This window comes from Sorangium sp. So ce295 (assembly GCF_051527405.1).
Taxonomy (GTDB): Bacteria; Myxococcota_A; Polyangia; order Polyangiales; family Polyangiaceae; genus Sorangium; species Sorangium cellulosum_B.
In genome coordinates this window covers 5,942,330-5,965,536 of sequence record NZ_CP150324.1, presented here as the reverse complement: position 1 = coordinate 5,965,536, position 23,207 = coordinate 5,942,330, and the positions used below count along the sequence as shown (strand labels likewise).

The 23,207-nt window shown below is 70.3% G+C and carries 17 protein-coding genes; 9 read left to right on the top strand and 8 right to left on the bottom strand.

Annotation, left to right across the window (positions count from 1 at the left end):
• Window positions 1-6: 6 nt before the first annotated feature.
• A complete protein-coding gene (locus tag WMF11_RS22485) occupies window positions 7-945 on the bottom strand; it encodes a hypothetical protein (RefSeq protein WP_437978859.1) in 939 nt (312 codons plus the stop codon).
• 94 nt (window positions 946-1,039) lie between these two features.
• Here WMF11_RS22485 and WMF11_RS22480 point away from each other — a divergent pair, with 94 nt between their 5' ends.
• Entirely contained in the window at window positions 1,040-1,861 is an 822-nt protein-coding gene (locus tag WMF11_RS22480; RefSeq protein ID WP_437978858.1) for a hypothetical protein, read from the top strand.
• Window positions 1,862-2,041: 180 nt separating this feature from the next.
• Here WMF11_RS22480 and WMF11_RS22475 read toward each other — a convergent pair whose 3' ends face one another.
• Complete coding sequence (locus WMF11_RS22475; RefSeq protein ID WP_437910543.1) at window positions 2,042-2,428, bottom strand: hypothetical protein; 387 nt, start codon at window positions 2,426-2,428, stop codon at window positions 2,042-2,044.
• Window positions 2,429-2,678: 250 nt separating this feature from the next.
• Between WMF11_RS22475 and WMF11_RS22470 the strand changes: the two genes are divergently transcribed.
• Window positions 2,679-2,999, top strand: coding sequence for a hypothetical protein (locus WMF11_RS22470; protein ID WP_437978857.1), 321 nt, complete (start codon window positions 2,679-2,681; stop codon window positions 2,997-2,999).
• A gap of 210 nt (window positions 3,000-3,209) precedes the next feature.
• On the opposite strand, the gene WMF11_RS22465 is transcribed toward WMF11_RS22470, so the two are convergent.
• From WMF11_RS22465 to WMF11_RS22440, 6 genes are all read right to left on the bottom strand, one after another.
• Window positions 3,210-4,085: a hypothetical protein gene (locus WMF11_RS22465; RefSeq protein ID WP_437978856.1), complete on the bottom strand. Its 876-nt coding sequence runs from the start codon at window positions 4,083-4,085 to the stop codon at window positions 3,210-3,212.
• Window positions 4,086-4,378: 293 nt separating this feature from the next.
• The gene (locus WMF11_RS22460) at window positions 4,379-5,323 is read right to left on the bottom strand and encodes a formylglycine-generating enzyme family protein (protein ID WP_437910540.1); all 945 of its coding nucleotides are present in this window, start codon (window positions 5,321-5,323) and stop codon (window positions 4,379-4,381) included.
• A gap of 6 nt (window positions 5,324-5,329) precedes the next feature.
• On the bottom strand, window positions 5,330-5,872 hold the full coding sequence (locus WMF11_RS22455; RefSeq protein WP_437978855.1) for a hypothetical protein: 543 nt from the start codon (window positions 5,870-5,872) through the stop codon (window positions 5,330-5,332).
• An 11-nt stretch (window positions 5,873-5,883) separates the two neighbouring features.
• Window positions 5,884-8,076 carry a hypothetical protein gene (locus tag WMF11_RS22450; RefSeq protein ID WP_437978854.1) on the bottom strand — a complete coding sequence of 731 codons (2,193 nt, stop codon included), beginning with the start codon at window positions 8,074-8,076 and terminating at the stop codon, window positions 5,884-5,886.
• 37 nt (window positions 8,077-8,113) lie between these two features.
• Window positions 8,114-8,731, bottom strand: a complete 618-nt coding sequence (locus WMF11_RS22445; protein WP_437978853.1) for a 50S ribosomal protein L11 methyltransferase — start codon at window positions 8,729-8,731, stop codon at window positions 8,114-8,116.
• Window positions 8,732-8,863: 132 nt separating this feature from the next.
• Complete coding sequence (locus tag WMF11_RS22440) at window positions 8,864-9,718, bottom strand: fibrinogen-like YCDxxxxGGGW domain-containing protein (protein WP_437554695.1); 855 nt, start codon at window positions 9,716-9,718, stop codon at window positions 8,864-8,866.
• A gap of 593 nt (window positions 9,719-10,311) precedes the next feature.
• On the opposite strand from WMF11_RS22440, the gene WMF11_RS22435 reads away from it, so the two are divergent.
• The 7 genes from WMF11_RS22435 (at window position 10,312) to WMF11_RS22405 (ending at window position 23,059) form a co-directional block, all read left to right on the top strand.
• Entirely contained in the window at window positions 10,312-11,631 is a 1,320-nt protein-coding gene (locus tag WMF11_RS22435) for a CmpA/NrtA family ABC transporter substrate-binding protein (protein WP_437978852.1), read from the top strand.
• An 81-nt stretch (window positions 11,632-11,712) separates the two neighbouring features.
• The gene (gene ntrB / locus WMF11_RS22430; RefSeq protein WP_437554691.1) at window positions 11,713-12,510 is read left to right on the top strand and encodes a nitrate ABC transporter permease; all 798 of its coding nucleotides are present in this window, start codon (window positions 11,713-11,715) and stop codon (window positions 12,508-12,510) included.
• 5 nt (window positions 12,511-12,515) lie between these two features.
• Window positions 12,516-13,346 (top strand): ABC transporter ATP-binding protein, encoded by an 831-nt coding sequence (locus WMF11_RS22425; protein ID WP_437978851.1) that lies wholly within the window; start codon window positions 12,516-12,518, stop codon window positions 13,344-13,346.
• A complete protein-coding gene (locus tag WMF11_RS22420; protein WP_437554687.1) occupies window positions 13,343-14,224 on the top strand; it encodes an ABC transporter ATP-binding protein in 882 nt (293 codons plus the stop codon). The genes WMF11_RS22425 and WMF11_RS22420 overlap by 4 nt, the downstream gene beginning before the upstream one ends.
• 387 nt (window positions 14,225-14,611) lie before the next feature.
• The gene (locus WMF11_RS22415) at window positions 14,612-16,345 is read left to right on the top strand and encodes a hypothetical protein (protein WP_437978850.1); all 1,734 of its coding nucleotides are present in this window, start codon (window positions 14,612-14,614) and stop codon (window positions 16,343-16,345) included.
• Window positions 16,346-16,412: 67 nt separating this feature from the next.
• Window positions 16,413-17,639 (top strand): vWA domain-containing protein, encoded by a 1,227-nt coding sequence (locus WMF11_RS22410; RefSeq protein WP_437978849.1) that lies wholly within the window; start codon window positions 16,413-16,415, stop codon window positions 17,637-17,639.
• 359 nt (window positions 17,640-17,998) lie between these two features.
• Entirely contained in the window at window positions 17,999-23,059 is a 5,061-nt protein-coding gene (locus tag WMF11_RS22405; RefSeq protein ID WP_437978848.1) for an AAA family ATPase, read from the top strand.
• Window positions 23,060-23,207 lie beyond the last annotated feature (148 nt).

Sequence of the window (23,207 nt, the reverse complement as noted above, 5' to 3'; positions counted from 1 at the left end):
AAGCAATCACTCGGCGGCCACCCACGCGCCGTCGCGAAAGGTCAAGGGCGGGCTCTGAACAAGACCGTCGGGGCTGCTTGAAAGGCGCGTGCCCTCCGCTGCCAGCGCTTCGCGCCAGTCCGGGTCCTCGTCGTCGATACAGCACAGCTGATCGTTGAAGAGTTGCACGATGGGATTTCCGCGGGCGCGTCGCGTGAGCTCGAGGCCGAGCCACGGTAGCAACAAGAGCGAGGATGCGGAGAGCTGCGGGCCTGTCAGGTCGCGCAGCGACGGGCTCGTCGACCGCCGCATCTCGGTGTCCTCGACGGCGATGGCGACGCTGCGCCAGATCCGGAGGGCTTCCTCGTATTTCTCGCGAGGAAAGCTGAAGCGCAGGTCTCCTTCCTCGCGATCGCGCAAGACGCCATAGAGCTCGGGCGCGACGTGCACCGCGGTGTGCTGCTCGGGGAGCAGACTGCGATGCACGACTTCGGGTGGCCATACCTCCGGCGCGGTCGACGCGCGCCACGGGGATCCAGCGATCCATTGGGCTTTCTCCAGTGGCCTGGCGAAGCGCCGCGTAGACGTGACGCCGAGGCTCACGGTCCGCGAACTGACGAGGCAGGGGCCGCTCGTGGTGCGCTGCTCCGTCAAGCGCACCTCCAAGCCAAACCAAACTTCACCCGGGAGCTCGAGCACGGTGAATTCGCGCGGCTCGACGGCAAAAGTCCGTCCCTCGAACTGCGCGTCCCCGCCAAGCCCTGCTGTGAGCGCGAACGGATACGCCGACCACGCGGCGCCGTCCAACGTCTCCAGCGTCGCGGGGCCGACCCGCAAGTCGAAACGTCCACCGGCTTCGACCACCCGCACGGGACCGCGCGCGCGCAAGGCGTGGATCCCGACGCCCAGGATGAGCTCCGTGCCCACGATGTCGACCAAGCGCGCCGGCTTCAAGAATTCGAACATGGTCCAGCCTGGTACCACAGTTGTCCGCGTAGCATTGCCGTCGCAGCGCGCCGCCTCGGCCCGCTGCGTTCGAAAAGGGGAACATGCTATGCACATGCAACTAGCTCGCGCTTGTTTTCGGCTGCTGTCGGTCGCTTCGGTCGTCGCCCTCCTGGGGTGCAGCGTCGAGGTCGAGGGCCCGGATCTGGGCAACGGCGACGTCGCCGGGGGCGAGGACGATGCGATCGGCACCGCCGAGCAGGCGTTTGCCGCGTTCGGGTACAGCAGCGCCACCGCGACGTCGGGCAACGCCTTCCAGAACCTCGGCACCTGGAGCGGGAACGCGGCCTACATCATGGGCGTGACCGGAAACCTCCGGGACGGTGGCAACGTCGCGATGTACAGCTGGCTCGGCACGGCGCGCGTGTTCGCGCACGCCGACTCGGGTGTGTCAGTTCGTGCCTACGGCGGGCTCGCCAACCCCGGCAGCATGATCACGCAAGTCGGTTACTCCAACAACAGCTACACCACGACCAACCCCAGGGTGTACCTCGCGTCCACCAGCAACAACCGACGCTGCTTCCTGACGCAGGTCATCAACTACGAGGGCGGCGACAACTTCGCCAGCGCGTCGGACTACATCGGCGTGGAGAAAGACGGCAACTCTTGGTACCTCCACGGGCAGGGGAAGGTCGCCGGCTACGCGAGCTGCGTACAGGTGACGGACTACCTCGGCGAGGCTTACCACGGCATCCAGGCAGGGTCTGTGAACCTCGGCCCCGCGGTGACCGGCAAGACGTGCTGGCTCAAGGGGATCGGCGGCATTCTCCGCGGCGGCGTCTCCACCGGCGTGGTCGTCCAGTACGACGCCACCCAGTCCAGGTGGGAGATGAACGTCTCCACGAACACGCAGGGCTTCGTGGAGTGCAGCATCTGATCGGCCGAGGCCCGGCGCCGGCGATCCTCTCGAGGACCGTCGCGCGCTCGGCTTCGTTGGCCGCTCGCGCTCAGGCGGTCGCCTCCTTGCGCTTCCGCGCCGGGAGCGCACGGCCGCCACGAGGATTCTGAATTTCAAATGGATGCCACCCCCGCCGGGCGACGGCGGAGCTCCTCTGAATCAGTGGTCCGTCGACGCGAAGATGCGCAGCCCTTGCGGCGTGCGCAGCAGGTTGTAGCTCTCGCGCCAGGTCGATAGCACGCCGCCTGACGCGTCCAGCAGGTCCCACGACACGGTGGCGAGCAGCGCCTCGTCCCCCATCGTGACCACCTGGAGCCCGCGGTGGCGGCAGGCCGTGCAGCCGTCGCCGCGGTACTGGTCGACGATGCGCTGGAAGTAGGCCCCGACGGCCTCCGCGCTCGTCAGCAGGTCGTGCAGGCCGGCGGCGTGCATCGCGAGGTACGGCACGTGGTAGCGGCGGGCGATCAGCGGCCCGTCGAAGTGCGCGAACGCGGCGACGAAGTCGTCGAAGAAGGCGGTGGCTTCAGCGTGGTGGACGTCGGTCATCGGCAGGGCTCCGGGGCGGGCAACCCGCCATCGTGGCGGGCGCGGCGGACGACGACACTGCGGCCGCCATGGATACCACACGCCCGACCGCCCGCTCCTCGACTGCGGCCTGCGGTCACGACCGCGGTCACGACCCGACGCCTCGCGCGTTGGGGCGAATGGACAGGAGGTACCGATGGACGAGCCCTGTGGATGCGATCTGGCGAACAACGCGGTGGTTCCCGAGCGGCTGGCGGAGCTGTTCCGACACGTGGCCGACAACCTGGAAGCCCACGCGCGCTGGGTGGGCAGCGCAACGCCCGAGGCCCGCCTCGAACACGACGCGATGCGCCGGGTGGCCGCCGGCTACCGCGAGATCGGCGAGGCGGCGGGCCGCGCCGCGGAGACGATGCGGGCTGCGGGCGATTTGCCCGCCGCCCCCCACGACCTCGCGCGCTTCGACCGCGGCGCCTTCGAGGCGTGGATGCGCCGCAAGATCGAGCTTCAGCGCGGTTTTGCGGCGCTGCTGCTCGAGCACGCCGAAGCCTCCGAGCGCGTCCTGCGCTCCATGGCGGTCGACGATCGCGGGTGACGGCCGCGCGCTGCGTCAGACCATCAGCGCATCGAGCTGCCAGCAGCGCTCGCGTGGGGCGCGCTGGCAGCAGATTTCGAGGCATTTGAATGCGGATCGTCGATCGACGCGTCCCGCACGCCATGTGGCTCCGCGACCGACCACGCCGGCAGGTTCATCTGTCCGGCGTCAACGTGGCTTGCAGCCCAGGGCAGGTCCCACCCGCTCACCTCACAGCTCGTTACCGATGACGCAGGCCGGGCCACTTATGTTCGGCACCGTATCGTACGCGTCGACGAGCGAGTAGCTGGGGCTCCCGCCCGAAAACGTCTCGCGCTCGAAGAGCGAGTAGAAGACACGCTTCTGCAATGAGAATTTGGAGACGGGTCTCTCCCAGAACAAGGCCGTCCCGTAGCTGCCGTTCGAGTCGAGGAGGACAGGAGCCGCATTCGTCCAGGTAGGAGTGGCCGCCGCGGCGCCTGCCCAGATCCCCGTACGATAGTAGGTGGGACCGTAGATGCCGCCGTTGCCTCCAAGCGAGAAATCAGAATACACGATTCGCAGGATCGGATCGCAGCCCTTCATCGTCGTTGCGACGTCGATGACCGAGAGCCGCGGTACGATCTGCTCGCTCTGCCAGGTGTTCGTGAGGTCATTGGCGTTTGCGTGGTGGAGTTCCGTGCTTTCCCCGGACCAGCTTTTTTGCTGGCTGGTCACGAGGTAGAAATCACCTGTGGTCTCGCTTGCCACGAGGGACAGCCAGTACGTCTGCGACCAAGTGGACGCATTGGGGCCATAGCTCTGGCCGACGGTGGGCCAATATCCCGTCGCAGGCTTCTGGGCGACCACCCACCCGGCGCCTCCGTTGACACAATTGCTGTCGTCTTGATAGTAGGCGATACGAAACACCGCGCCGGTCCCCCCCGCGGCGCTGTCCGAGACTGCGATCGACGGGTATTCGCTTGGGTACGCGCAGGATATCGTGGGTTTGATGGACTCGGCCGTGGCCGTGGCCAGCGGAGCGGTCTGGTTGGCAGGGAAAGATAGGTACTTCACCGAATCCGCAGAAGCCCACGCCATATGCATTGTCGTCGTGAGCCGCGGCACGGATCAGATCCTGCGCTACGATGGCACGACGGGGGCCTTCCTTGACGCGTTCGCCTCGGGGCAGGGGCTCTCGGAGCCGTTCGGCATGGTGAAGGGCGGCGACGGCCTCGTCTATGTGACCAACGTCGGGACCAACGACGTGAGCCGCTTCGAGTTGGCGACCGGCGCCTTCGTCGACACGTTCGTCGCATCGGGCAGCGGCGGGCTGAACGGGCCGACGTTTCTCACGCGTCCGGTGTCAGGGACGGCATTCCCAGCCGATCCGGTCTGGCGCTCGGCCGGCGCGGCGCAGCTTACTTCGTCGCCTGGGCCGCCGGCTCGACGACGCAGCGGATGCCGAGGAACCCGCAGCGGTACGTCGCCTCGAAGCCGCCCGGCCGCGCGGTCCTGACGAGCGGCGCGATGCCGTCGCGCCAGCTGCCGCCGCGGGCGATGCGCATCTTGCCTTTGCCGTCGTTGGCGTTGGTCGTCCACTCGAAGACGTTGCCCGCCAGGTCCTGGATGCCCTGCGGGCTCGCGCCGGCCGGGAAGCTCCCCACGTCGCACGCGGTTTTGCGCGCGGTGCCGCCGCCGGACCAGCAGAGCTGATCCTTCGGCGCCTCCTCGCCCCACGGATACGGCCGCGCCTCCTCGCCGCCGCGGGCCGCCCACTCCCACTCGTCGTCGCGCGGCAACCGCTTGCCCTGCGCCGCGCAGTAGGCCTGTGCCTGCGAGAAGTCGACGCAGACCATCGGCTGCTTCTCCTTGCCGGCCACGCCGTAGGTCGACGCCTCCTTGGCGCAATTGGCCAACGTATCCGTGCACTTGCCATCCTTGACACACGCCGCGAAGGCCTCCGCGGTGACCTCGGTCCTGTCGACGCAGAGGTCATCCACGGTGGCCTTCACCTTGAGCGGGCCCATCACGAAGCTGCCGCCCGGGACCCGGGCCATGCCGTCGGGACAGCCGTTCGATGGCTTCGCCGCCTCGGCGGGCGCGGCGGTCGGCTCGGCGCCCGCCTGCCCGGCGCCCGCCTGCGCCGAGGCCACCGCCGGGTCGGGCTGGGGCGGCGCCGGGGCGAGCGCCGTCCCAGCAGTCGAGGCGGGGTTCGTGGCGGTGGGCTGCGCGGCGGGCGCCTGATCGGCGGGCGGGCCGCCGGGAGTCGCGGGGGCGGCGCCGCACGCGGCGACGAGGACGCCGCTCGCAGCGGCAAGGAGGAACAGCGAGGAGATGGCGCGGAGCGTGGTGTGGGATCGCATGGTGTCTCAGGAGGCGGTCACGGTCGGCGCCGGCTCGTCTTCCAGCCATTGCTCCTGGATGACGATCGCCGGCAACAAGGTGAACGGCCCGTCGTAGCCCGGGCCGAACGTCAGGATCTGGATCACCCGCCGATCGCCGCGGCGGATCGGGAACATCACCTCGCCCCCGCGCGGGAGCTCGCTGCCGCCGCGGGGCGGATCGATCCAGAAGGCCACGCCCTCGGTCTTTCCGCCGAGCAGCGAGATGGCCGAGACGGTGAGCTCCGGGCAGCGGATGCGCAGCCACTCCCTAGTCCTGTACGCGCGGCAGCCTGCGGCCGCGGGGCCGACGCGGGAGAGGCGGACGCGGGGCGCCGCCTTCCACTCGGCGGCCGTGGGCTGCTTGGACGGCTCGGGCGGGAAGGGCGCGGCGTCGAGGGGCAGCTCGTCGCTGGCGTCGGCCGTCGCGCTCGCCGCGGCCCTGGGCGCGCCGCCTGGCTGCGCGCCAGGCGCCCCGGACGCCGCGGCCAGGACGGAGGCCACGCCGGCGCCCATCAAGGCGAGCAGCACGGAGCGCGGCCTCATAACGTCTCCAGGAACGCCACGAGCGCCGCCCTGTCCTCGGGCGACAGGTGGCTTGTCTTGCCCATCCAGTCGGCGTTCTGCTCGATGAGCTCCGCCAGCGTGCCGGCGCGCCCGTCGTGAAGGTAGGGCGGCCGGCCTCCGACGAAGCGCAGCGACGGCGTCTTGTACTCGGGGCGCGGATCCTCGTCGTAGCCCGGCGGCGGCGGTCGCTTCGGCATCGGGTACGCCGTGCGATCGGTGTAATCGCTCGTGGGGACGTGGCAGCGGGAGCACTTCGCCTCGTCGCTGTGGAAGATCTCCCGGCCGCGCTTCTCGCGCTCGTCCGGCGCCCTCTCGGCGCGCGGCGGCGTGACGAGGCCCCGGCGGAGGAACATCGCGAGATAGGTCGCCCGCGCCGCGAGGCTGGCCGGCGTATGGTCGATCGGCAGCCCGCCCCAGCGGTGCAGCCCCATGCCCGTCTGCAGCCTGCCGACGAGGTCCTCGCTCTCGCCGTGCCAGCCGTACGGCCCGGCCGCGCCCACGTTGCCGGCGAGCATCGGGGTGCGCCGAGGAACTCCTCGCTTCCTGGCGACCTCGGGGATGTTCTCCGGCCGCCCGACGAAGTTCGCGTGCTCGCCGTCGGCCGTGCTGAAGGTGGCCTCGCGCCAGACGTAGCCGTCGTCGCGCCCGTCGGGGTGGCATCCCGCGCAGCCGAGGTTGCCGCTCACCGTGGCGTCGAGCGCGTTGTAGAAGAGCCGGCGGCCCTTCGCGACCTCCGGCCCGAGCGGATCGTCGGCGAGGTGCACGAGCGCCGACGGCCCTTCCGCCACGCCCGCGGCGGCGGACGCCGGCGCGGGGCTGGCCGAGCCCGCCGGGCCGGCCGCTCCCACGGGCGCGACGGTCGGGCCCGCCGCCGCGTCGTGCAGCCGGAGCGCCGCCACGTCGCCGGTCGAGCGGCAGAAGACCCACGCCGTCGCCTCGTCCGCGGAGAGCGCGAGGCCGGTCGGCGCGCCGCACGTGCCGGCCACGCGGATGTGCGGATCGTAGCGGCCGCCGACCGGGTAGCTCCTTACGATCGCGAGCGTCGGATCCACCGCTGTCGCGTCCACCTCGAGCACGAGATCGTCGCCCTCGCCCGCGACGAGCAGCGTGCGCGCGCGCTTGCGGTACGCCATGGCGCGCGGCTGGGTGACGGGCGTGACGCCCGCGCCGGGCAGGGTGATCACGCTCTCCGGGGTGATCACCTGCTCCGCGAACGCCGACCGGAGCACCGGCAGGTTGCCGTGGTGCGGCGGGGCGAGCGGCTCGTCCCGGCCGGTGATCAGCACGTCCACCGTCGCGGCGCCGAACCACGCGGCGTGGCCCATGGCGCCGAGCGCGTGCCGCGCCGCGAACAGGCGCCGCCCGTCCTCGGAGAGCGAGAGCGCATACCCCAGCGACGCGGCGAGCCGCTCGCCCGACGGCGCGCGCAGCGGCGAGGCGGGCAGGGCGACGCGCCGGACCTTCGGCGCCCCGCCGAGATCGTCGATCCTCGTGAGATCGGCGCCGACGAGGTGGCTCACGTACGCGGCGCTGCCGTCGGGCAGCACCGCCACGCCCCGCGGCTCGCGCGCCACGTCGACGGTCCACCGCGTCTGCCCGGCCTCGAGGTCGACGGCCGAGACCTTGTGGGTCCACGCCGAGGTCACGATCGCGGTCTTCTCGTCGGGCGTGACCGCGATGCCCCACGCGTCGGCGGGCAGCGGCACGCGGCCCACCTCGACGAGGCCGGCCGCGGGATCCGGCCGGAAGATCAGCAGCAGCCCCGGGTCGCGGACGGTGGCGAGCACGCGCGCGTCGTGCTCGCCGCGCCCGCCGAGCGCGAGCACCTGCGCGGGCCTGCCTGGCGCGGGGACCCCTGCGCCGGGCCGGGCGGGGTCGAGCGGCAGCGGCACGACGCGCACGACGCCGTGGTCCTCGTCGGCCACATAGAGCGCGTCCTCGCGCGCGGCGCGGGACAGGGCGCCGCCCTCGCGGACCGGCGCGCGCAGCGGCGCGGCCGTGGACGGGGGCAGGGGAGCGGTCGGAGCGCCCGCGCCGCTGGCCGAGGAGCTCGCGCTGCCGGCCGGGCCAGGCCCCGCGTCCGTGCCGGCCGTGGGGCCGCGGGAGCAGGCGCTCGCGGCGAGCGCGAGGAGCGCGGCGAGGTGGCGTGTCGCGGGGAGGGTCGCCAAGGGGTCGCCGGATGTTCGCGCGCCCTCGCGCCCCGGGTCAACGGCCGGTCGCGGCTCCGGCCTCGGCGCGCGGCTCGGCGTCGCGCCACACGAGCGCGCGCCACGCGCCCCGCTCGAAGATCTCCGGTCGACGGTCGGCGAGGAGCGGCGCATAACGCGCCACGATCTCCGGAACGTCGGTGGACACGAGCCCCGAGAGGATCAACGTCCCGCGGGGAGCCAGGCGCGCCACGATCCGAGGGGCGAGCGCCGTGAGGACGTCCCGAAGGATGTTGGCCACGACGATGTCGAACGTCCCGTCCGGCCACGTCGCCGAGAAGCTCACGCGCGCTTCCACCGCGCTCCGCCGAGCGTTGTCCGCCGCGACCGCGTTCGCGGCGGCGTCGATGTCGACGCCGATCGCCTCGCCGCCGAGCTTCGCGGCGCCGATCGAGAGGATCCCCGTCCCGCTCCCCACGTCGAAGAGGCGAAAGCCGCTGCGTGGCGCGAACGACGCGAGCGCCTGGAGGCACATCCGCGTGCTCTCGTGCCGGCCGTCGCCGAACGCGTGGCTCGGGCCGAGGACGATGGTGCGGTCGTCGACCTCCGCGCCCCGCGGATCGGTGAGCACGCGAAAGCGAGGCGGCACGTCAACGAGGGTCGAACGGTCGCTCATGCGTCGTCGAAGTCTGCCACCGCGGCAGCCCGGGTGTCATCCGCGCGATGGCCCTCGGGGGCGCCGGGCGGCCGGGGTTCGCGATGCGCCGGCCCGGCCCAGCGGCGAGCGATCTGGCCCGGGCGGGCGCGATCACCAGCGGGTCCAGCGGGAGATCCGCTGCAAGCGCGTATACCCGCTCCCGTCGTCGGAGAGCCCGTATGCCGTCGCGTCGGGAGTGCTCATGTGCGGGCCCCAGCCCTCGTCCTCGATCGGCTCATCGTCGTCCGCGCCGAGGTTGTAGACGAAGCAGTGCCCGTAGTGCTGCGTGACGCCCGCATAGGCGCCCGCGCAATTGCCGTCGTCCTTGGTGTCTGCGTCGAAATCCGGCGACGACCACCCCGTGGCGAATTGCCACGAAAAGAGGTGCTCATCCCCGCTGACCCGTATCGGCGTGAGGAGGTGCATGTCCCCGGTGTCGATGCCCTCGGCGGTCGCCCGCATCACCTCGGCGACGGTCCCCGCGATGTCCTCGATCTCGTCGCGGTATTCCCGGCCGGCGATGTACAGCGACGGCTGGTAAAGGTTGTCGCCGAGCGACGGCGTCCCCTTGGTGGCGAGCCGATCGGCATACAGGATCTTCCAGAACGGGAGCGTCGCGCCGTCCGCTGACCCGACGCTGTTGTAGACGAGCGCCCAGCGATCGCCGTCCACAGGCTCACCGCAGTAGACCTCGGCCTGCTCCTCTGGGCCGGGCCCGTCGGGATCGAGCGCGTAGACGCCGCTCGGGGCGCTCTCGGGGACGGCGCCGCACCGGTCGTAGACGCACCCTTCGCTCGCCTCTTCGGCGCAGTCTTGCCCGCCGGCGCCCCCGCCACCCCCACCCCCACCGCCGGCGCCCCCGCCCGCCTCCAGGTGGTAGGGCCCATCGAGCCCGGCGAGGGACGTACACCCGCACGCCAGGAGGCACGCCGCCGCCCCCACCCACGTCGCGGACCCGCTCGTCATCGTCGCTCCCATGACCTGCTGCCTGCCGAATCACACCCGCCGGATCGGCGTGGCGCTCCTCCTGCGCCGCGCGGACGCTACAGCCTCACCCCAGGCCTGGCAAGCAACCGGTCCGTTCGCGAAGCTCCCCGACCGCTCGCTCGAGCGCGCCGCTGCCCCGCAGTCATTGAGACGGAAGACGAAGGCGGCGTGGCGAACGCAACGAACATGACGGAACGGACGTAACGAACGCAACGCGCGTGACGAACGCAACGCGCGTGACGAACGCAACGAGCGTGACGCGCGTGACGAACGTGAAGTGAATGAAGAAAAAATATCCTACAGAAACTTCATAGAAACAGGCGCCCATGCATCGTCCTTGGCAAATCCTGGGCCCGTGTATGGCTGAGGCCATCCAGGGCGCACACCCGCGGCGAGAGCGCGCTCACCCCGCCGATCTCGCCGCGGAGCTGGCCTGGCTCATTCTCGAACGAACAGGCGATTTCACGGACGGCGCCTCCGGAGCGCAGCCCGTCCAGTCTGCCCCGACCGGCGGGCGTGTCCCTCTCCATGCGCCCGAGGCTCCACGGTCATCCCAGCAAAGGATCTTTGGAATGAAGAGACGAGAACCTGCGCGTGAGGCCCCGAGCGCCACGCCCCTCCACCGCCGGCGTTTCCTCGGCGGTGCGCTCGCGCTCGGGGGAGCCGCGCTCCTCCCCGCCTGCGAATCGCGGTCCGAAGCGTCGGCGAAGCCGGCGGCGAACGCCGCGCCGCTCATCCCGGACGCCGCCAAGCCCGAGGTGTCCGATCTGCGCTTCGGCATCATCGCGCTGACCGACTGCTCTCCTCTCGTGATCGCCCACGAGAAGGGGTTCTTCAAGAAGTACGGCATCAACGCGACCATCGTGAAGGGCGCGAGCTGGGCCGCGATCCGCGACTCGCTCACGAACGGGGATCTCCAGGCGACGCACATGCTCTTCGGCATGCCGCTCGCCTCGACGATGGGGCTCCTCGGATCGCCGAAGATGCCCATGGTCATCCCGTGGCTGCTCAACCGCAACGGCCAGGCGATCACGATGAAGAGCGACCTCCGGGGCAAGGTGGCCGGCGATCCCAAGGCGCTCAAGCCGTTCATCGAGGAGGCGAAGGCGAAGGGGGCGCCCATGACCTTCGCGATGACGTTCCCGCCTGGAACGCACGCCATGTGGACCCGTTATTACCTGGGCGCGGGCGGCGTCCACCCGGACAAGGACGTCGCGCTCGTGACCATCCCGCCCGCCCAGATGGTCGCCAACATGAAGGTGGGCAAGATGGACGGCTTCTGCGTCGGCGAGCCGTGGAACGCCAGGGCGATCGCCGACCAGATCGGCTACACGGCCGTCACCACGCAGGAGCTCTGGAGGGACCACCCCGAGAAGGTGTGCGCGTTCACCGCGGAGTTCGCCGACAAGAACCCGAAGACGGTGAAGGCGGTGATCAAGGCGCTCCACGAGGCGAGCGTCTGGCTGGACAAGCTCGACAACCGCCCCGAGCAGGCGGACGTCGTGTCGAGGCCCACGTACATCAACTGTCCGCCGGAGCTCATCCTCGGCCGGCTGCAGGGGCGCTACGACTACGGCGACGGGCGCACCAAAGAGGACAAGGACTACATGATCTTCAGCGAGCGGGGCTGCAACTACCCGCAGCCGAAGTACGCGCTCTGGTGGCTCAGCCAGTTCCGCCGGTGGGGCATGGTGGAGGGGAAGCCGGACTACGAGGGCGTCGTCAAGCAGGTCATGCGCCCCGATCTCTACGAGGAGGCGATGAAGGAGCTCGGGGTCGCGCACGGCGGCCGGAGCGACGCGCCCGAGACGCTGTTCGACGGCGTGACGTTCGATCCGAAGGACCCGGAGAAGTACGCGACGTCGTTCCCGGTCCACGCCCTGAAGGGATGAACCCACATCGCCATCGCCGCGCCGGCGGGAGGCGCGGCGGCGGAATCGGAAGCGGAATCGGAAGCGGAAGAGGAGTGCTGCATGAGCGAGGCGAAGGCGATCTCTCCGAGGATTCGAGTCGACCACATGATCCTGCCCCTCTTCGGGGTGGCGTGCGTGATCGGGCTGTGGGCCGCCGCGAGCAGCCTGTGGACCCAGGCGCTGCCCTCTCCGCTCAAGACATGGGAGGTGAGCAGGCCTTACATCTTCGAGCCGTTCGAGAAGCGGGGAGAGCTCGACCAGGGCATCCTCCGCTTCACCTGGTACTCGCTCCAGCGGGTCGCCAAGGGTTACACGCTGGCGATCCTCCTCGGGACGCCGATCGGCTTCTTCCTGGGCGCGTCGAGGCTGTTCAGGTCGAGCTTCGATCCCATCATCCAGATCCTCCGCCCGGTCTCGCCGCTCGCGTGGCTCCCGCTCGGCCTCGTGCTCTTCCAGAAGCCCGACCCTGCCGGCGTCTTCACCATCGCGATGTGCTCGATGTGGCCGACGGTCCTGAACACCGCGCTCGGGGTGCGGTCGATCCCGCAGGACTACATGAACGTCGCCCGGGTGCTCCGGCTGTCGCGCATGAAGACGCTGTTCAAGGTGCAGCTCCCCGCGGCGCTCCCCTACATGTTCACGGGCTTCCGGCTCAGCCTGGGCATCGCCTGGCTCGTCATCGTCGCCGTGGAGATGCTGACCGGCTCGCCCGGGGTCGGCGGCTTCCTCTGGCAGGAGTACAACAGCCTCATCTACGAGCACATCATCCTGTGCATCATCACCATCGGGGTCGTCGGCTTCCTCCTGGACGCCCTGATGAGCCTCGTCGAGCGCCGGCTCAAGCTGGCGGGAGCGTGACGTCCATGCCGCTTGTCGAGCTCTGCAACGTCGGGAAGAGTTATGGTGGCGGGGCCACCCGCACCGAGGTGCTCAGGGACATCCACCTGGAGATCGAGAAGGGAGAGTTCGTCGCCGTGGTCGGCTATTCGGGCGCCGGCAAGACGACGCTCATGTCCCTCATCGCCGGGCTCCTCAGGCCGGACACCGGGGAGGTCAAGCTGAACGGGAAGATCGTCGAGGGGCCGGGCCCCGACCGCGGCGTCATCTTCCAGAACTATTCTCTCCTGCCCTGGCTCACGGTCTACGAGAACGTCTGCCTGGCCGTGGACCAGATCTTCGGCTCCTGGCCCGCAGAGAAGAAGCGGGAGCACACCGAGCGCTACATCGCCATGGTGAAGCTCACCGAGGCCCGCGAGAAGAAGCCGGCGCAGCTCTCCGGCGGCATGCGCCAGCGGGTCTCGGTGGCGCGGGCGCTCGCCATGGATCCGGAGGTCCTCTTGATGGACGAGCCGTTCGGCGCGCTGGACGCGCTCACGCGCGCGACGCTCCAGGACGAGATCGCGCGGATCTGGCGCGCCACCCGGAAGACCGTGCTCCTCATCACGAACGACGTCGACGAGGGCATCCTCCTCGCCGACCGGATCATCCCGCTCAGCAAGGGCCCCCGGGCCACGCTGGGGCCAGGGATCACCGTCGATCTCGAGCGCCCTCGGGATCGCAAGGCCCTCAACCACGATCCGCGCTTCAAGGAGATCCGCGGCGCGGTGATCAGCTACCTGCTCGGCCCGGGCGCCGGGCCCAGGGCGGGCGCGAGCGCGCCCGATGCAGCGCGGAGCGCGGAGGCGGTCGCATGAAGAAGTACCTCGAGATCTGGAACGTCACGAAGACCTTTCCCACGCCGAAGGGCCCCTCGATCGTCGTCAGGAACTTCGATCTGAACCTGAGGAAGGGAGAGTTCCTGTCCCTCATCGGCCACTCCGGGTGCGGCAAGTCCACCGTGCTGTCGATGGTCGCGGGCCTCTCCGAGATCACGAGCGGCGGTATCGTCCTCGCGGGCAGGCAGATCCAGGGCCCTGGCCCGGACCGCGGGGTCGTGTTCCAGTCGCCCTGCCTCCTGCACTGGATGACGGCGCTCGAGAACGTCCTGCTCGGGGTCGAGCAGGTCCACCGGCAGAAGAGCAGGAAGGACTGCATCGAGATCGCGACGCACTACCTCGAGCTCGTGGGGCTCGAGGAGTCCATGCACAAGAAGCCGCGCGAGCTGTCGTCGGGGATGCAGCAGCGGGTCGGGCTGGCGCGCGCCTTCGCCCTGTCGCCCAAGATGCTCCTCCTGGACGAGCCCTTCGGCATGCTCGACTCGCTCACCCGGTTCGAGCTCCAGGAGGTGCTCATGAACCTGTGGGCAGAGGACCAGAAGACGGCGCTGATGGTCACGCACGACGTCGACGAGGCCCTGTTCCTGTCGGACCGCATCGCGATGATGACGAACGGCCCGGGGGCGCGGGTCGGCGAGATCCTGGAGGTCCCGTTCCCGCACCCGCGGGACCGTCAGGAGGTGCTGGAGGACCCGATGTACTATCCTCTCCGAGAGCGGCTGATCACCTTCCTCGAGGCCCAGGCCCACAGGGAGAAGCCCGCCGAGGAGAGCGCCCGAGAGTCCGTCCCGGAAGGCGCCGTGAAGACGGGGCGCTTCTGGAACGCGCTCTGGAAGGGGACGAGGACATCAGCGTAGAGCGGGGGAGAAGGGAGCGGACGGCCGTCGCCGGGCTGCCCCCATGAACGTGCCTCTCCCAACAGCCTGCATGTCCTCTCTTCTCGAGGACCGTACAGCCTACAGCGTCGCTTCCTCCGTCGAGGGCTCTTTGCGACGAACCTCACCAAAGCGCGGATTGCGGTCGCGCTGACCGTTCTGGGCAGAGCTCATCACGGCCGGGCGAGCGCGAGCTCTGTGCTGCGCGCACAGGTGCGCGCAGCGCTCACGAGGCTCACCACCTCCGACAAAAATGGAGGGAGCGGGGCATGCCCTGAAACAAAAGCCATACGGACAAGCTGGAGTTGCGCGAATGTATCCTTTCTCCGACTGCGTCGGTTGCGGCAAGCGATCAAGCGAGGAAAGTGCATGCGCGTATCTCGAATCTTCGCGGCTGTCGGCATCGTATGGCTCTCTTCTGCCTGCGGCTCGTCCGAGGGCACCGGCTCGGGAGGTGAAGGTGGCGTCGCCACCAACTCAGGGCCCTCCAGCGGCGCGGCCGGGGGCAGCTCCTCCGCCGGTGGCTCCGGAGGGGCCAACGCTGGCGGCGGCGGGACGACTGGAACGGGCGGTGGCGAGGCGACCGGAACGGGCGGCGCCAGCGCGACGGCCAGCTCTGGAGAAGGCGGCGCGGGCACGGGTGTTGGTGGCGCGGGTGCCGGCGGTGCCGGTGCCGCCGGCGGCGCGGGCGGTACCGACGGCGTCGGCGGCGCGGGCGGCCCTGACACGGGGGTCGAGGTGCCGACCTGCGAGCCCTTCGGGGCCACGTGCGCGCGCTCCGGAGACTGCTGCTCCGGCATCTGCGACAGCGCGACGAGCACCTGCGCCTCGCCGCTCAGCGTCTGCCTCGGGACAGGCGCCGCTTGCGAGGAATCCTCGGAGTGCTGTACCCTCAACTGCGCTTCGGGCAGGTGCAGCGCGACCGCCTGCCTCCCCGACGGATCCGGCTGCACGGCAGGCGGCGCCGCGTGCTGCAGCGGCATGTGCGTCGGCGGGACGTGCAGCGACGTCAACGGCGCCACCGCGTGCCAGACGGGCGGCAACCCGTGCACCGAGGACACCCAGTGTTGCTCCCAGCTCTGCGGGCGAGACAATCGCTGCGTCCTCTACTCCTCGTTCTGTGTGCAGCGCAACGACGTCTGCAAGGGCGACAGCGACTGCTGTACCGGCGTGTGCGTGAAGCGGAACGCATCCGATGCCGCGGGCTACTGCGGCGCGGAGCCGTCGACGTCGAGCCGCTGCAACAGCGGCGGCATCGACGGCGCGGTCTGTGACAGCTGCGGCTTCTGCTGCAGCCGCGTCTGCGCGCCGTACGGCCCCACCGGGATCGCAATCTGCCAGCCGCCGAGCGGCTGCCGCGTGAACGGCGCCCTGTGCCGGCGCAACGAGGACTGCTGCGGCGGCGACCCCACGGCCGCTCTGCCGGGCGCCGGCAATGTCGTCTGCGACAAGTCGGGGGATCCGGACGGGGAGATCGGCCGCTGCCGCAACCCGAACGGCTGCACGCCCCAGGGCGGCGTCTGTCACTTCAAGGACAGCTATTGCTCGGATACGTCCACCAGCGCTCCCAACAACTGCTGCAACTACCTGGGGAACGCCAGCAACTGCCGCCTCGACGCCCTCGGCGTGCCTCGGTGCAATGCGCTCGCGGCCTGCCGCCAGGCAGGCGAGGACTGCGCGTCCGCCGACGACTGCTGCGACGGCGCTCCCTGCGTGCGGAACAGCGAGACGGGGAAGCTCCAGTGTTACGACACGCCAGGAGGGACGACGCCCCAGTGTGTCACGGCGGGCGGACCCTGCACGAACAACGGCGACTGCTGCGTCGGAACGACGTGCGAGTACGAGCCGGGCTCCGTTTCCGGCACGTGCACGACAGACTCCCCGTCAGGCGCGACCGGGAGCTCGAGCGCGACCGGGAGCTCGAGCGCGACCGGCGGAACGGGCGGCGCAGGCGGTTCAGGCGGCGGCGGTGGCTCGGACGGGGCGGGCGGCACCCCGCCGCGATGCGCCGAGTACGGGCAGCTCTGCGGCGCGACGTCCGACTGCTGCAACGCCGGAACCGTGCAGTGTTACAACGGCATCTGCCGCATCCCTCCGGGCTGACGCCGCGTGCGGGCGCGTTGACTCGTGTCGATGCACTCGTGATTCACTCGTGTCGAGGAGAATGGCTATGATCGACAAGAACCGCGGGATCTACGCCCGCTCCTTGTTCCTGACGTCGCTCGGGTGCCTGGGCTGGGCGCTCGCGTCGGGATGTTCGGTATCGGACGGCGGAACCGGCGCGGGCAGCGGCGGCTCCGGAGACGGCGGCGCTGGCGGAATGGACTTCGGTGGAACGGGCGGGGATCCCTCCCTCGGAGGCGGTTTCATCGCGACCGGGCCGGGCGCCAGCTCCGGCGGGGGGGAGGGCGGCGGCGACTGCGGCGGCCAGCAGGTCGAAGCTCAGCCGCGGCAGGTTCACCTCGTGATCGTGCTCGATCGCTCCGACAGCATGAAGAAAGCGTGGGAAGGGAGCGACCGCTGGACGATGATGAAGGGCGCCCTCGGCACCGCGCTCGACGTGATCCAGGACAGGATGTCCGTCGGGCTTCAGCTCTTTCCCTCCGACGAGCACTGCGGCATGCCGGCGGGGGAGGACCTGAGCGTGGCCGTGGCGCCGGGCGCGACCTCGGTCCCCGCCATCAAGACCCTCCTGGATGGCACGGACCCCGGCGGCGCGACGCCGACAGCGGATGCCCTCGCGCGCGCCCTCGGGTACCTCACCGTGGGAGCCGGCGGCACCCTCGAGGGCGACAGGTACGTCCTCCTGGCGACCGACGGCGGTCCCAACTGCAACCAGGATCCGGCCATGACCTGCGAGGCCGCGACCTGCACGACGAACATGGATGGGGACTGCCCTTCGGGCGTGCCGAACTGCTGCGTCGCCGGCTTGACGGACGTGTGCCTGGACGACGTGCGCACGGTGCAGCGGGTGAAGGACCTGCGCGCGGCCGGTATCAAGACCTTCGTCGTCGGCATCCCCGGCGCGACGGCCTATGCCGCTGTGCTGGACCAGCTCGCCGTCGAGGGCGACACGGCCACGTCGGAGACCTCGCCCCGTTATTTCGAGGTGGTGGACGCGGCGAGCCTCGGCGATACGCTGACCAGCATCACGAGGGATCTCGTGAGGACCTGCGAGCTCTCGCTGCAGACCGAGCCGCCGGACCGCGCGAAGGTGAACGTCTTCATCGACGATGAGGTGCTGCCGAAGCCGGGCGACGACGGATGGGACTACGACGATTCGACGACCCCGCCCACCATCGTGATCAAGGGCGCCACGTGTGCGCAGGTGACGTCCATGGGCGCGGAGAGCGTCCGTGTCGAGTTCGGTTGTCCCACCGTCGAGGTGCCGCAATGACCTGCGCCTGTGACGCGCCCTCCCGGCGCGCCGCGTGATCGACCTCCTCCAGCCCTCCGAGAGCCAGCCCACATCGCATGAAGCGCCGCGCCAGCGCCGCACTGCCGCGCTCGGTGACGGGCGTGAACGCCAGACTCCGTCCAAGTTGGATGTCTAGCGCACAAATACTGAAAAATGTCACCCTGGACGAATCAATGTTCCGATTTCGGTGGTGACTCGGGGGCAGCGATCTAGACATAATCCGCCCATGGTGCGCTTGTGCGAGAACACCGTCCGTCCTGCCTGCTCGACGCGAGCAGCAGCGGCGGCGGGCCGGCCCAGCGCTCCGGCGAGGTGAGATGCTCTCCGCGACCTGTTCCGTGAGCCAGCCGATCTACGTCGACTCGAGCATCGAGGTGTTCGAAGGAACCTGGGGTGACGAGCGCAAGCCTGCTGTCTTCAAGGTCCTGAAGAGCGAGTTCCCGAGCGCGCGTGAGCTCGCGGCGCTCCGGCACGAGTACAACGTGCTGTGCGCGCTCGACGTCGCGGGCGTCGTCAAGGCCTACGGGCTCGAGAAGCACAGGAACGGCCTCGCGCTCGTGCTCGAGCGGCCGAGCAGGACGACGCTCCACGACCTCCTGCGCGCCGGCCGGCTGGAGCTCAAGGCGGCGTTGACGATCGCCCGCTCGGCGGCCCGGGTCCTCGACGAGTTCCACCGCCGCAAGGTGATTCACAAGGACATCAAGCCGCACAACCTCCTCGTCGACCCGGACACGCTCGAGGTCCATTTCGTCGGCTTCGGCATCGCCACGCTCCTCCCGCAGGAGACGCAGCAGGCGATAAGCCCCGAGGCGCTCGAGGGGACGCTCGCGTACATGTCGCCGGAGCAGACCGGCCGGATGAACCGCGTGATCGACCGCCGCACCGACCTCTACTCGTTCGGCGTGACCCTCTATCAGATGCTCACCGGCGTGCTGCCGTTCACCGGCAGCGACCCGCTCGATCTCATCCATGGCCACATCGCGCGGACGCCGGTGCCGCCGCCCGAGCAAGTCCCGGGCGTGCCGGACGCGGTGTCCCGGATCGTGATGAAGCTCCTCGAGAAGAACGCGGAGGACCGGTACCAGAGCGCCTTCGGGCTCTTCGCCGACCTCGACGCGTGCCTCCGCCAGCTCTCGAGCTCCGGCGCCGTGGCGCCCTTCGCGCTCGGCCTGCGCGACATCCCCGACACGCTGCGCATCCCGCAGAAGCTCTACGGCCGCGCCGAGGAGGAGCGCGCGCTGCTCGCCGCCTTCGAGCGCGCCGCCGGCGGGGAGGGCGAGCTCCTGCTCGTGTCGGGGTACTCGGGCATGGGCAAGTCGGCCCTGGTGAACGAGATGCACAGGGCCATCGCCCAGCGAGGCGGCTACTTCACCGCGGGCAAGTTCGAGCAGCTGAACCGCGGGGCGCCGTACGCCTCGCTCGCGCGCGCCTTCCGGGAGCTCCTCCGGCACATCCTCACCGAGCGGCCGGAGCAGCTCGCGCGCTGGAGCGCGGCGCTCGCCAGCGCGGTCGGGAGCACCGGCCAGCTCCTCGTCGACCTCATCCCGGAGCTCGAGTGGATCATCGGCCAGCAGCCCCCGGTCCAGCAGCTGCCGCCAGCGGAGGCGCAGGGCCGCTTTCACGCGATCTTCAAGGCGTTCGTCCGCGTCTTCGCGACCGCCGAGCACCCCCTCGTCCTCTTCCTGGACGACCTGCAGTGGGCCGACCCCGCCTCGCTCAAGCTGCTCCAGGTCCTGGCCGCCGATCCGGAGCGCGGCCACCTGCTCCTCCTCGGCGCCTTCCGCGACAACGAGGTGTACGCGGCCCACCCGCTCCGCGTCGCGCTCGACGAGATCGAGAAGGCGGGCGCGCCGCTCCGCGAGCTCACGCTGCGGCCGCTCGCCCTCGCCGACGTGATCGCGCTGCTCTCGGACGCGCTCTCCGCGGCCCGCGCCGACGTCGAGCCGCTCGCCCGCGTTGTGTTCGACCGGACCCAGAGCAACCCGTTCTTCGTGCGGCAGTTCCTGGGCTCGCTCCACGCGGAGGGCCTGCTCCGCTTCGAGAAGGGCGCCTGGACGTGGGATCTCGACGGCATCCGGCGGCGCACGGTCACCGACAACGTCGTCGATTTCATGGCGCGCAAGATCGAGGAGCTCGAGCCCGAGCTCGTCCGCGTCCTCCGCCTCGCGGCCTGCATCGGGCACGAGTTCGACCTGCGCACCCTCGCGGTCATCAGCGAGCGGCCGGCGCACGAGACCGTGGCCGCGCTGTGGAAGATCCTGCAAGAGGGCCTGATCGCGCCGGTGGACGCCGACTACCGCCTCGCGCACGCGAGCGACGACGAGGCGCAGGCCGGCGTCGACTGGCGCGTCACCTACCGCTTCCTGCACGATCGCGTCCAGCACGCGGCGTACTCGCTCATCAGCGAGGATCACAAGCGCGAGGTCCACCTCAGGATCGCGCGGCTCATGCTCGCCAGCTGCGAGGGGGCCGCGCGGGACGAGGCGCTCTTCGACATCGTCAACCACATCAACATCGCGGCGCCCATCGTGACCTCGCCCGCGGAGCAGGCCACGGCCGCCGAGCTGAACCTCGCCGCCGGCAGGAAGGCCAAGGCCGCCACCGCCTACGAGGCGGCGGCGGGCTATTTCCGCGCGGGCCTCGGGTTTCTGCCCCACGGCGGCTTCGACGACCACTACGAGCTCGCGCTCGCGCTCCACAGGGAGCGCGCCGAGGTCGAGTCGCTGTGCGGCGCCTTCGAGGAGGCCGAGCGGCTCTGTACCGCGGCGCTCGCGCGCGCCCGGACGGCCATGGACAAGGTCGCTGTCCTCCTCGTCCAGGCGAACCAGTACCTGCTCCAGTGGCGCAATCACGAGGCGACCCTCGTCCAGAAGGCCGGCCTCCGGCTCCTCGGCTGTCCGATCCCCGAGGCCCGGGAGGAGGTCGCCGCGCTCCTCGAGCAGGAGCTCCAGGCGGTGCCCGTCCTCCTCGGCGCGCGCAGCATCGAGGAGCTCGCCCGCGCCCCGAGGACGACGAGCCCCGAGCACCCCGTGACGCTGGAGCTGCTCGTGAACCTGTTCTTCGGGGCCTACAACTCGAGCGACCAGACGCTCGCGAACCTCGCCATCGTGAAGATGGTGACGCTCTCGCTGCAGCACGGAAACAGCGATATGTCCGCGTTCGGATACGTCGCGTACGGCATGGTGGTCGGCCCGCTGCTCGGCGAGTACGAGACGGCGTACCGGTTCGGCAAGATGGCCGTCGAGCTCGCAGACCAGCTCGACAACCTCGTGCTCCGGGCCAAGACCTACCACATCTTCTCCGCGGACGTGCACAGCTGGACGCAGCCCCTGCGGAAGGCAGATCCTTATTACGACCGGGTCTACGACCTCGGGCTCCAGGCCGGCGACTGGACGGCCATGGGGTACATGATCAGCCAGAGCGGCTCGGACCGGCTCACCTACGGGATGAACCTTACGGAGCTCTCGCAGCTCACCGAGACGCACCTCGCGTTCCTGCGGCGCGCCCGCAGCCATGACATCATCGATATCCTCCTCGCGGGCGTGATCCAGCCCCTCCGGTGCCTGCAAGGGCTGACGAGGGGCCGGCTCAGCTTCGACGACGACGGGTTCGACGAGGCGTCCTACGCGGCGAAGCACGGCGGCTCGCCTTACCACATGGGGTGGCTGCTTTACGCCAAGATCCGGAATGCCTACCTGTTCGGCGACAGGGCGAGCTTTGCCGAGCTGATGCCGAAGCTCGCCGTGATCGAGGGCGCCTTGCCGACGCACGCCAAGGTGCCCGAGGCGACGTTCTACGCGGGCCTCATGCGGATCGCCGCGTGGGAGAGCGCCGAGGGCGCGGCGCGGCGGGAGCACGAGGAGCACCTCTCGCGGCTCCTCGGGCGGATGAAGCGCTGGGCCGACGCCGGGCCGGACAACGTGCTTCACAAGCACCTGCTCCTGCTCGCCGAGCAGGCCCGCGTCGAGGGGCGGAGGGCCGAGGCGATGGACCTCTACGAGCGGGGCATCGAGGCCGCTCGGCAGGCCGACTACATCAACAACCAGGCGCTGGGCAACGAGCTTTACGGCAGGTTCTGGCTCGCCCAGGGCAGGGTCGAGTTCGCGCACATCTTCCTGCGCAGGGCCGTTTACCTGTACGATCGCTGGGGGGCGACCGAGAAGGCCAAGGCGCTGCGCGAGGAGCTCGCGCCGGCCGACCCCTCGGCCCTGGGCGAGCCTCTTCCGCTCTCGCCGACCGGCACCGCGCTCCAGGGCCTCGTCGCAGGGGAGAGCTTCGATCTCGCCACGGTCCTCAGCACCGCCCAGGCCATCTCGAGCGCGATCGTGCTCGACAAGGTGATCGAGCAGGTCTTGCGCAGCGTGATCAAGAGCGCCGGGGCGAGCCGGGGGTTCCTCATCCTCTCGCGCGGCGAGGTGCTGACGGTCGAGGCGATGATCGCGGTCGGCCCCGATACGGTGAGCCTGGGCCTCTCGATGCCCCTGGAGGCGCGCCTCGATCTGGCCCGCTCGGTCGTGCATTACGTCGCGCGCTCGCGCGAGGCGCTCGTGATCGGGCGCGCGGACGACGACCCGCGCCTCGCCGGCGATCCGCACGTGATCGCGCGCCGGCCGAAATCGATCCTGGGCTTGCCGCTCCTGCACCAGGGCCGGCTGAGCGGGGTATTGTACCTGGAGAACCACCTCGCGGAGCACGCGTTCACCGCCGACCGCATCGAGCTCCTGCGGCTCCTGTCCTCGCAGGCGGCGGTGGCGGTCGAGAACGCGCTGCTCTACTCGGACCTCTCGGCCGTGAGCGCCGAGCTCCGTGAGGCCAACGAGCGGCTGGAGCAGGAGGTGAAGGAGCGGACGGAGGAGCTGTCGCTGGCCAACGTGCGCCTCTCCGCGCAGAGCGCCGAGCTCCGGGACGCCAACCTGCGCCTGCTGCACGAGCTCGGCGAGCGCGAGCGCGCCGAGGCGGCCCGGGCCGAGCTGCAAGAGGAGGTGATCCGGTTCCAGCGGGCGAAGATCTCCGAGCTGTCGACCCCGCTCGTGCCCATCACGAACGACGTCATGGTCATGCCGCTCATCGGCACGCTGGACGAGGAGCGCGCGCACGACGTGCTCGAGACCCTGCTCGACGGCGCGACGAGGAGCGGCACCCGCACCGTCATCATCGACGTCACGGGGATCAAGGGGGTCGATCAGCGCGTGGCGAACGCCCTGCTCAAGGCGGCGAACGCCCTCCGGCTGCTCGGGGTCCAGGCGGTGCTGACGGGCATCCGCGGCGAGGTCGCGCAGGCGCTCCTCCGGCTCGACATCGACATGTCGCGCATCGTGATCCGCGGGACGCTGCAGAGCGGGATCGCCTACGCCGTCGGCCGATCGGGCGGCATGAGCGCGCCGGGCACCCGGCGCTAGGGGGGCGAGACGCGCGGTTCGATCTGCGCGTCGAATCGTGTAGACACGTCCGGAGCGGATCGCGCATCATGAGCTGGCCAGTTGAACGGGGGTTCCTGCTCTGTCGTGGCCCGCGCGGCGGCACGAGGCGTATGGGCCCGTCGCGCGA

What these genes read in the sequence shown, in the direction of transcription:
- WMF11_RS22485 (WP_437978859.1), bottom strand. Translation starts at nt 945, where the DNA reads ATGTTCGAATTCTTGAAGCCGGCGCGCTTGGTCGACATCGTGGGCACG.
- WMF11_RS22480 (WP_437978858.1), top strand. Translation starts at nt 1,040, where the DNA reads ATGCAACTAGCTCGCGCTTGTTTTCGGCTGCTGTCGGTCGCTTCGGTC.
- WMF11_RS22475 (WP_437910543.1), bottom strand. Translation starts at nt 2,428, where the DNA reads ATGACCGACGTCCACCACGCTGAAGCCACCGCCTTCTTCGACGACTTC.
- WMF11_RS22460 (WP_437910540.1), bottom strand. Translation starts at nt 5,323, where the DNA reads ATGCGATCCCACACCACGCTCCGCGCCATCTCCTCGCTGTTCCTCCTT.
- WMF11_RS22445 (WP_437978853.1), bottom strand. Translation starts at nt 8,731, where the DNA reads ATGAGCGACCGTTCGACCCTCGTTGACGTGCCGCCTCGCTTTCGCGTG.
- WMF11_RS22440 (WP_437554695.1), bottom strand. Translation starts at nt 9,718, where the DNA reads ATGACGAGCGGGTCCGCGACGTGGGTGGGGGCGGCGGCGTGCCTCCTG.
- WMF11_RS22435 (WP_437978852.1), top strand. Translation starts at nt 10,312, where the DNA reads ATGAAGAGACGAGAACCTGCGCGTGAGGCCCCGAGCGCCACGCCCCTC.
- ntrB (WP_437554691.1), top strand. Translation starts at nt 11,713, where the DNA reads ATGAGCGAGGCGAAGGCGATCTCTCCGAGGATTCGAGTCGACCACATG.
- WMF11_RS22425 (WP_437978851.1), top strand. Translation starts at nt 12,516, where the DNA reads ATGCCGCTTGTCGAGCTCTGCAACGTCGGGAAGAGTTATGGTGGCGGG.
- WMF11_RS22420 (WP_437554687.1), top strand. Translation starts at nt 13,343, where the DNA reads ATGAAGAAGTACCTCGAGATCTGGAACGTCACGAAGACCTTTCCCACG.
- WMF11_RS22415 (WP_437978850.1), top strand. Translation starts at nt 14,612, where the DNA reads ATGCGCGTATCTCGAATCTTCGCGGCTGTCGGCATCGTATGGCTCTCT.
- WMF11_RS22410 (WP_437978849.1), top strand. Translation starts at nt 16,413, where the DNA reads ATGATCGACAAGAACCGCGGGATCTACGCCCGCTCCTTGTTCCTGACG.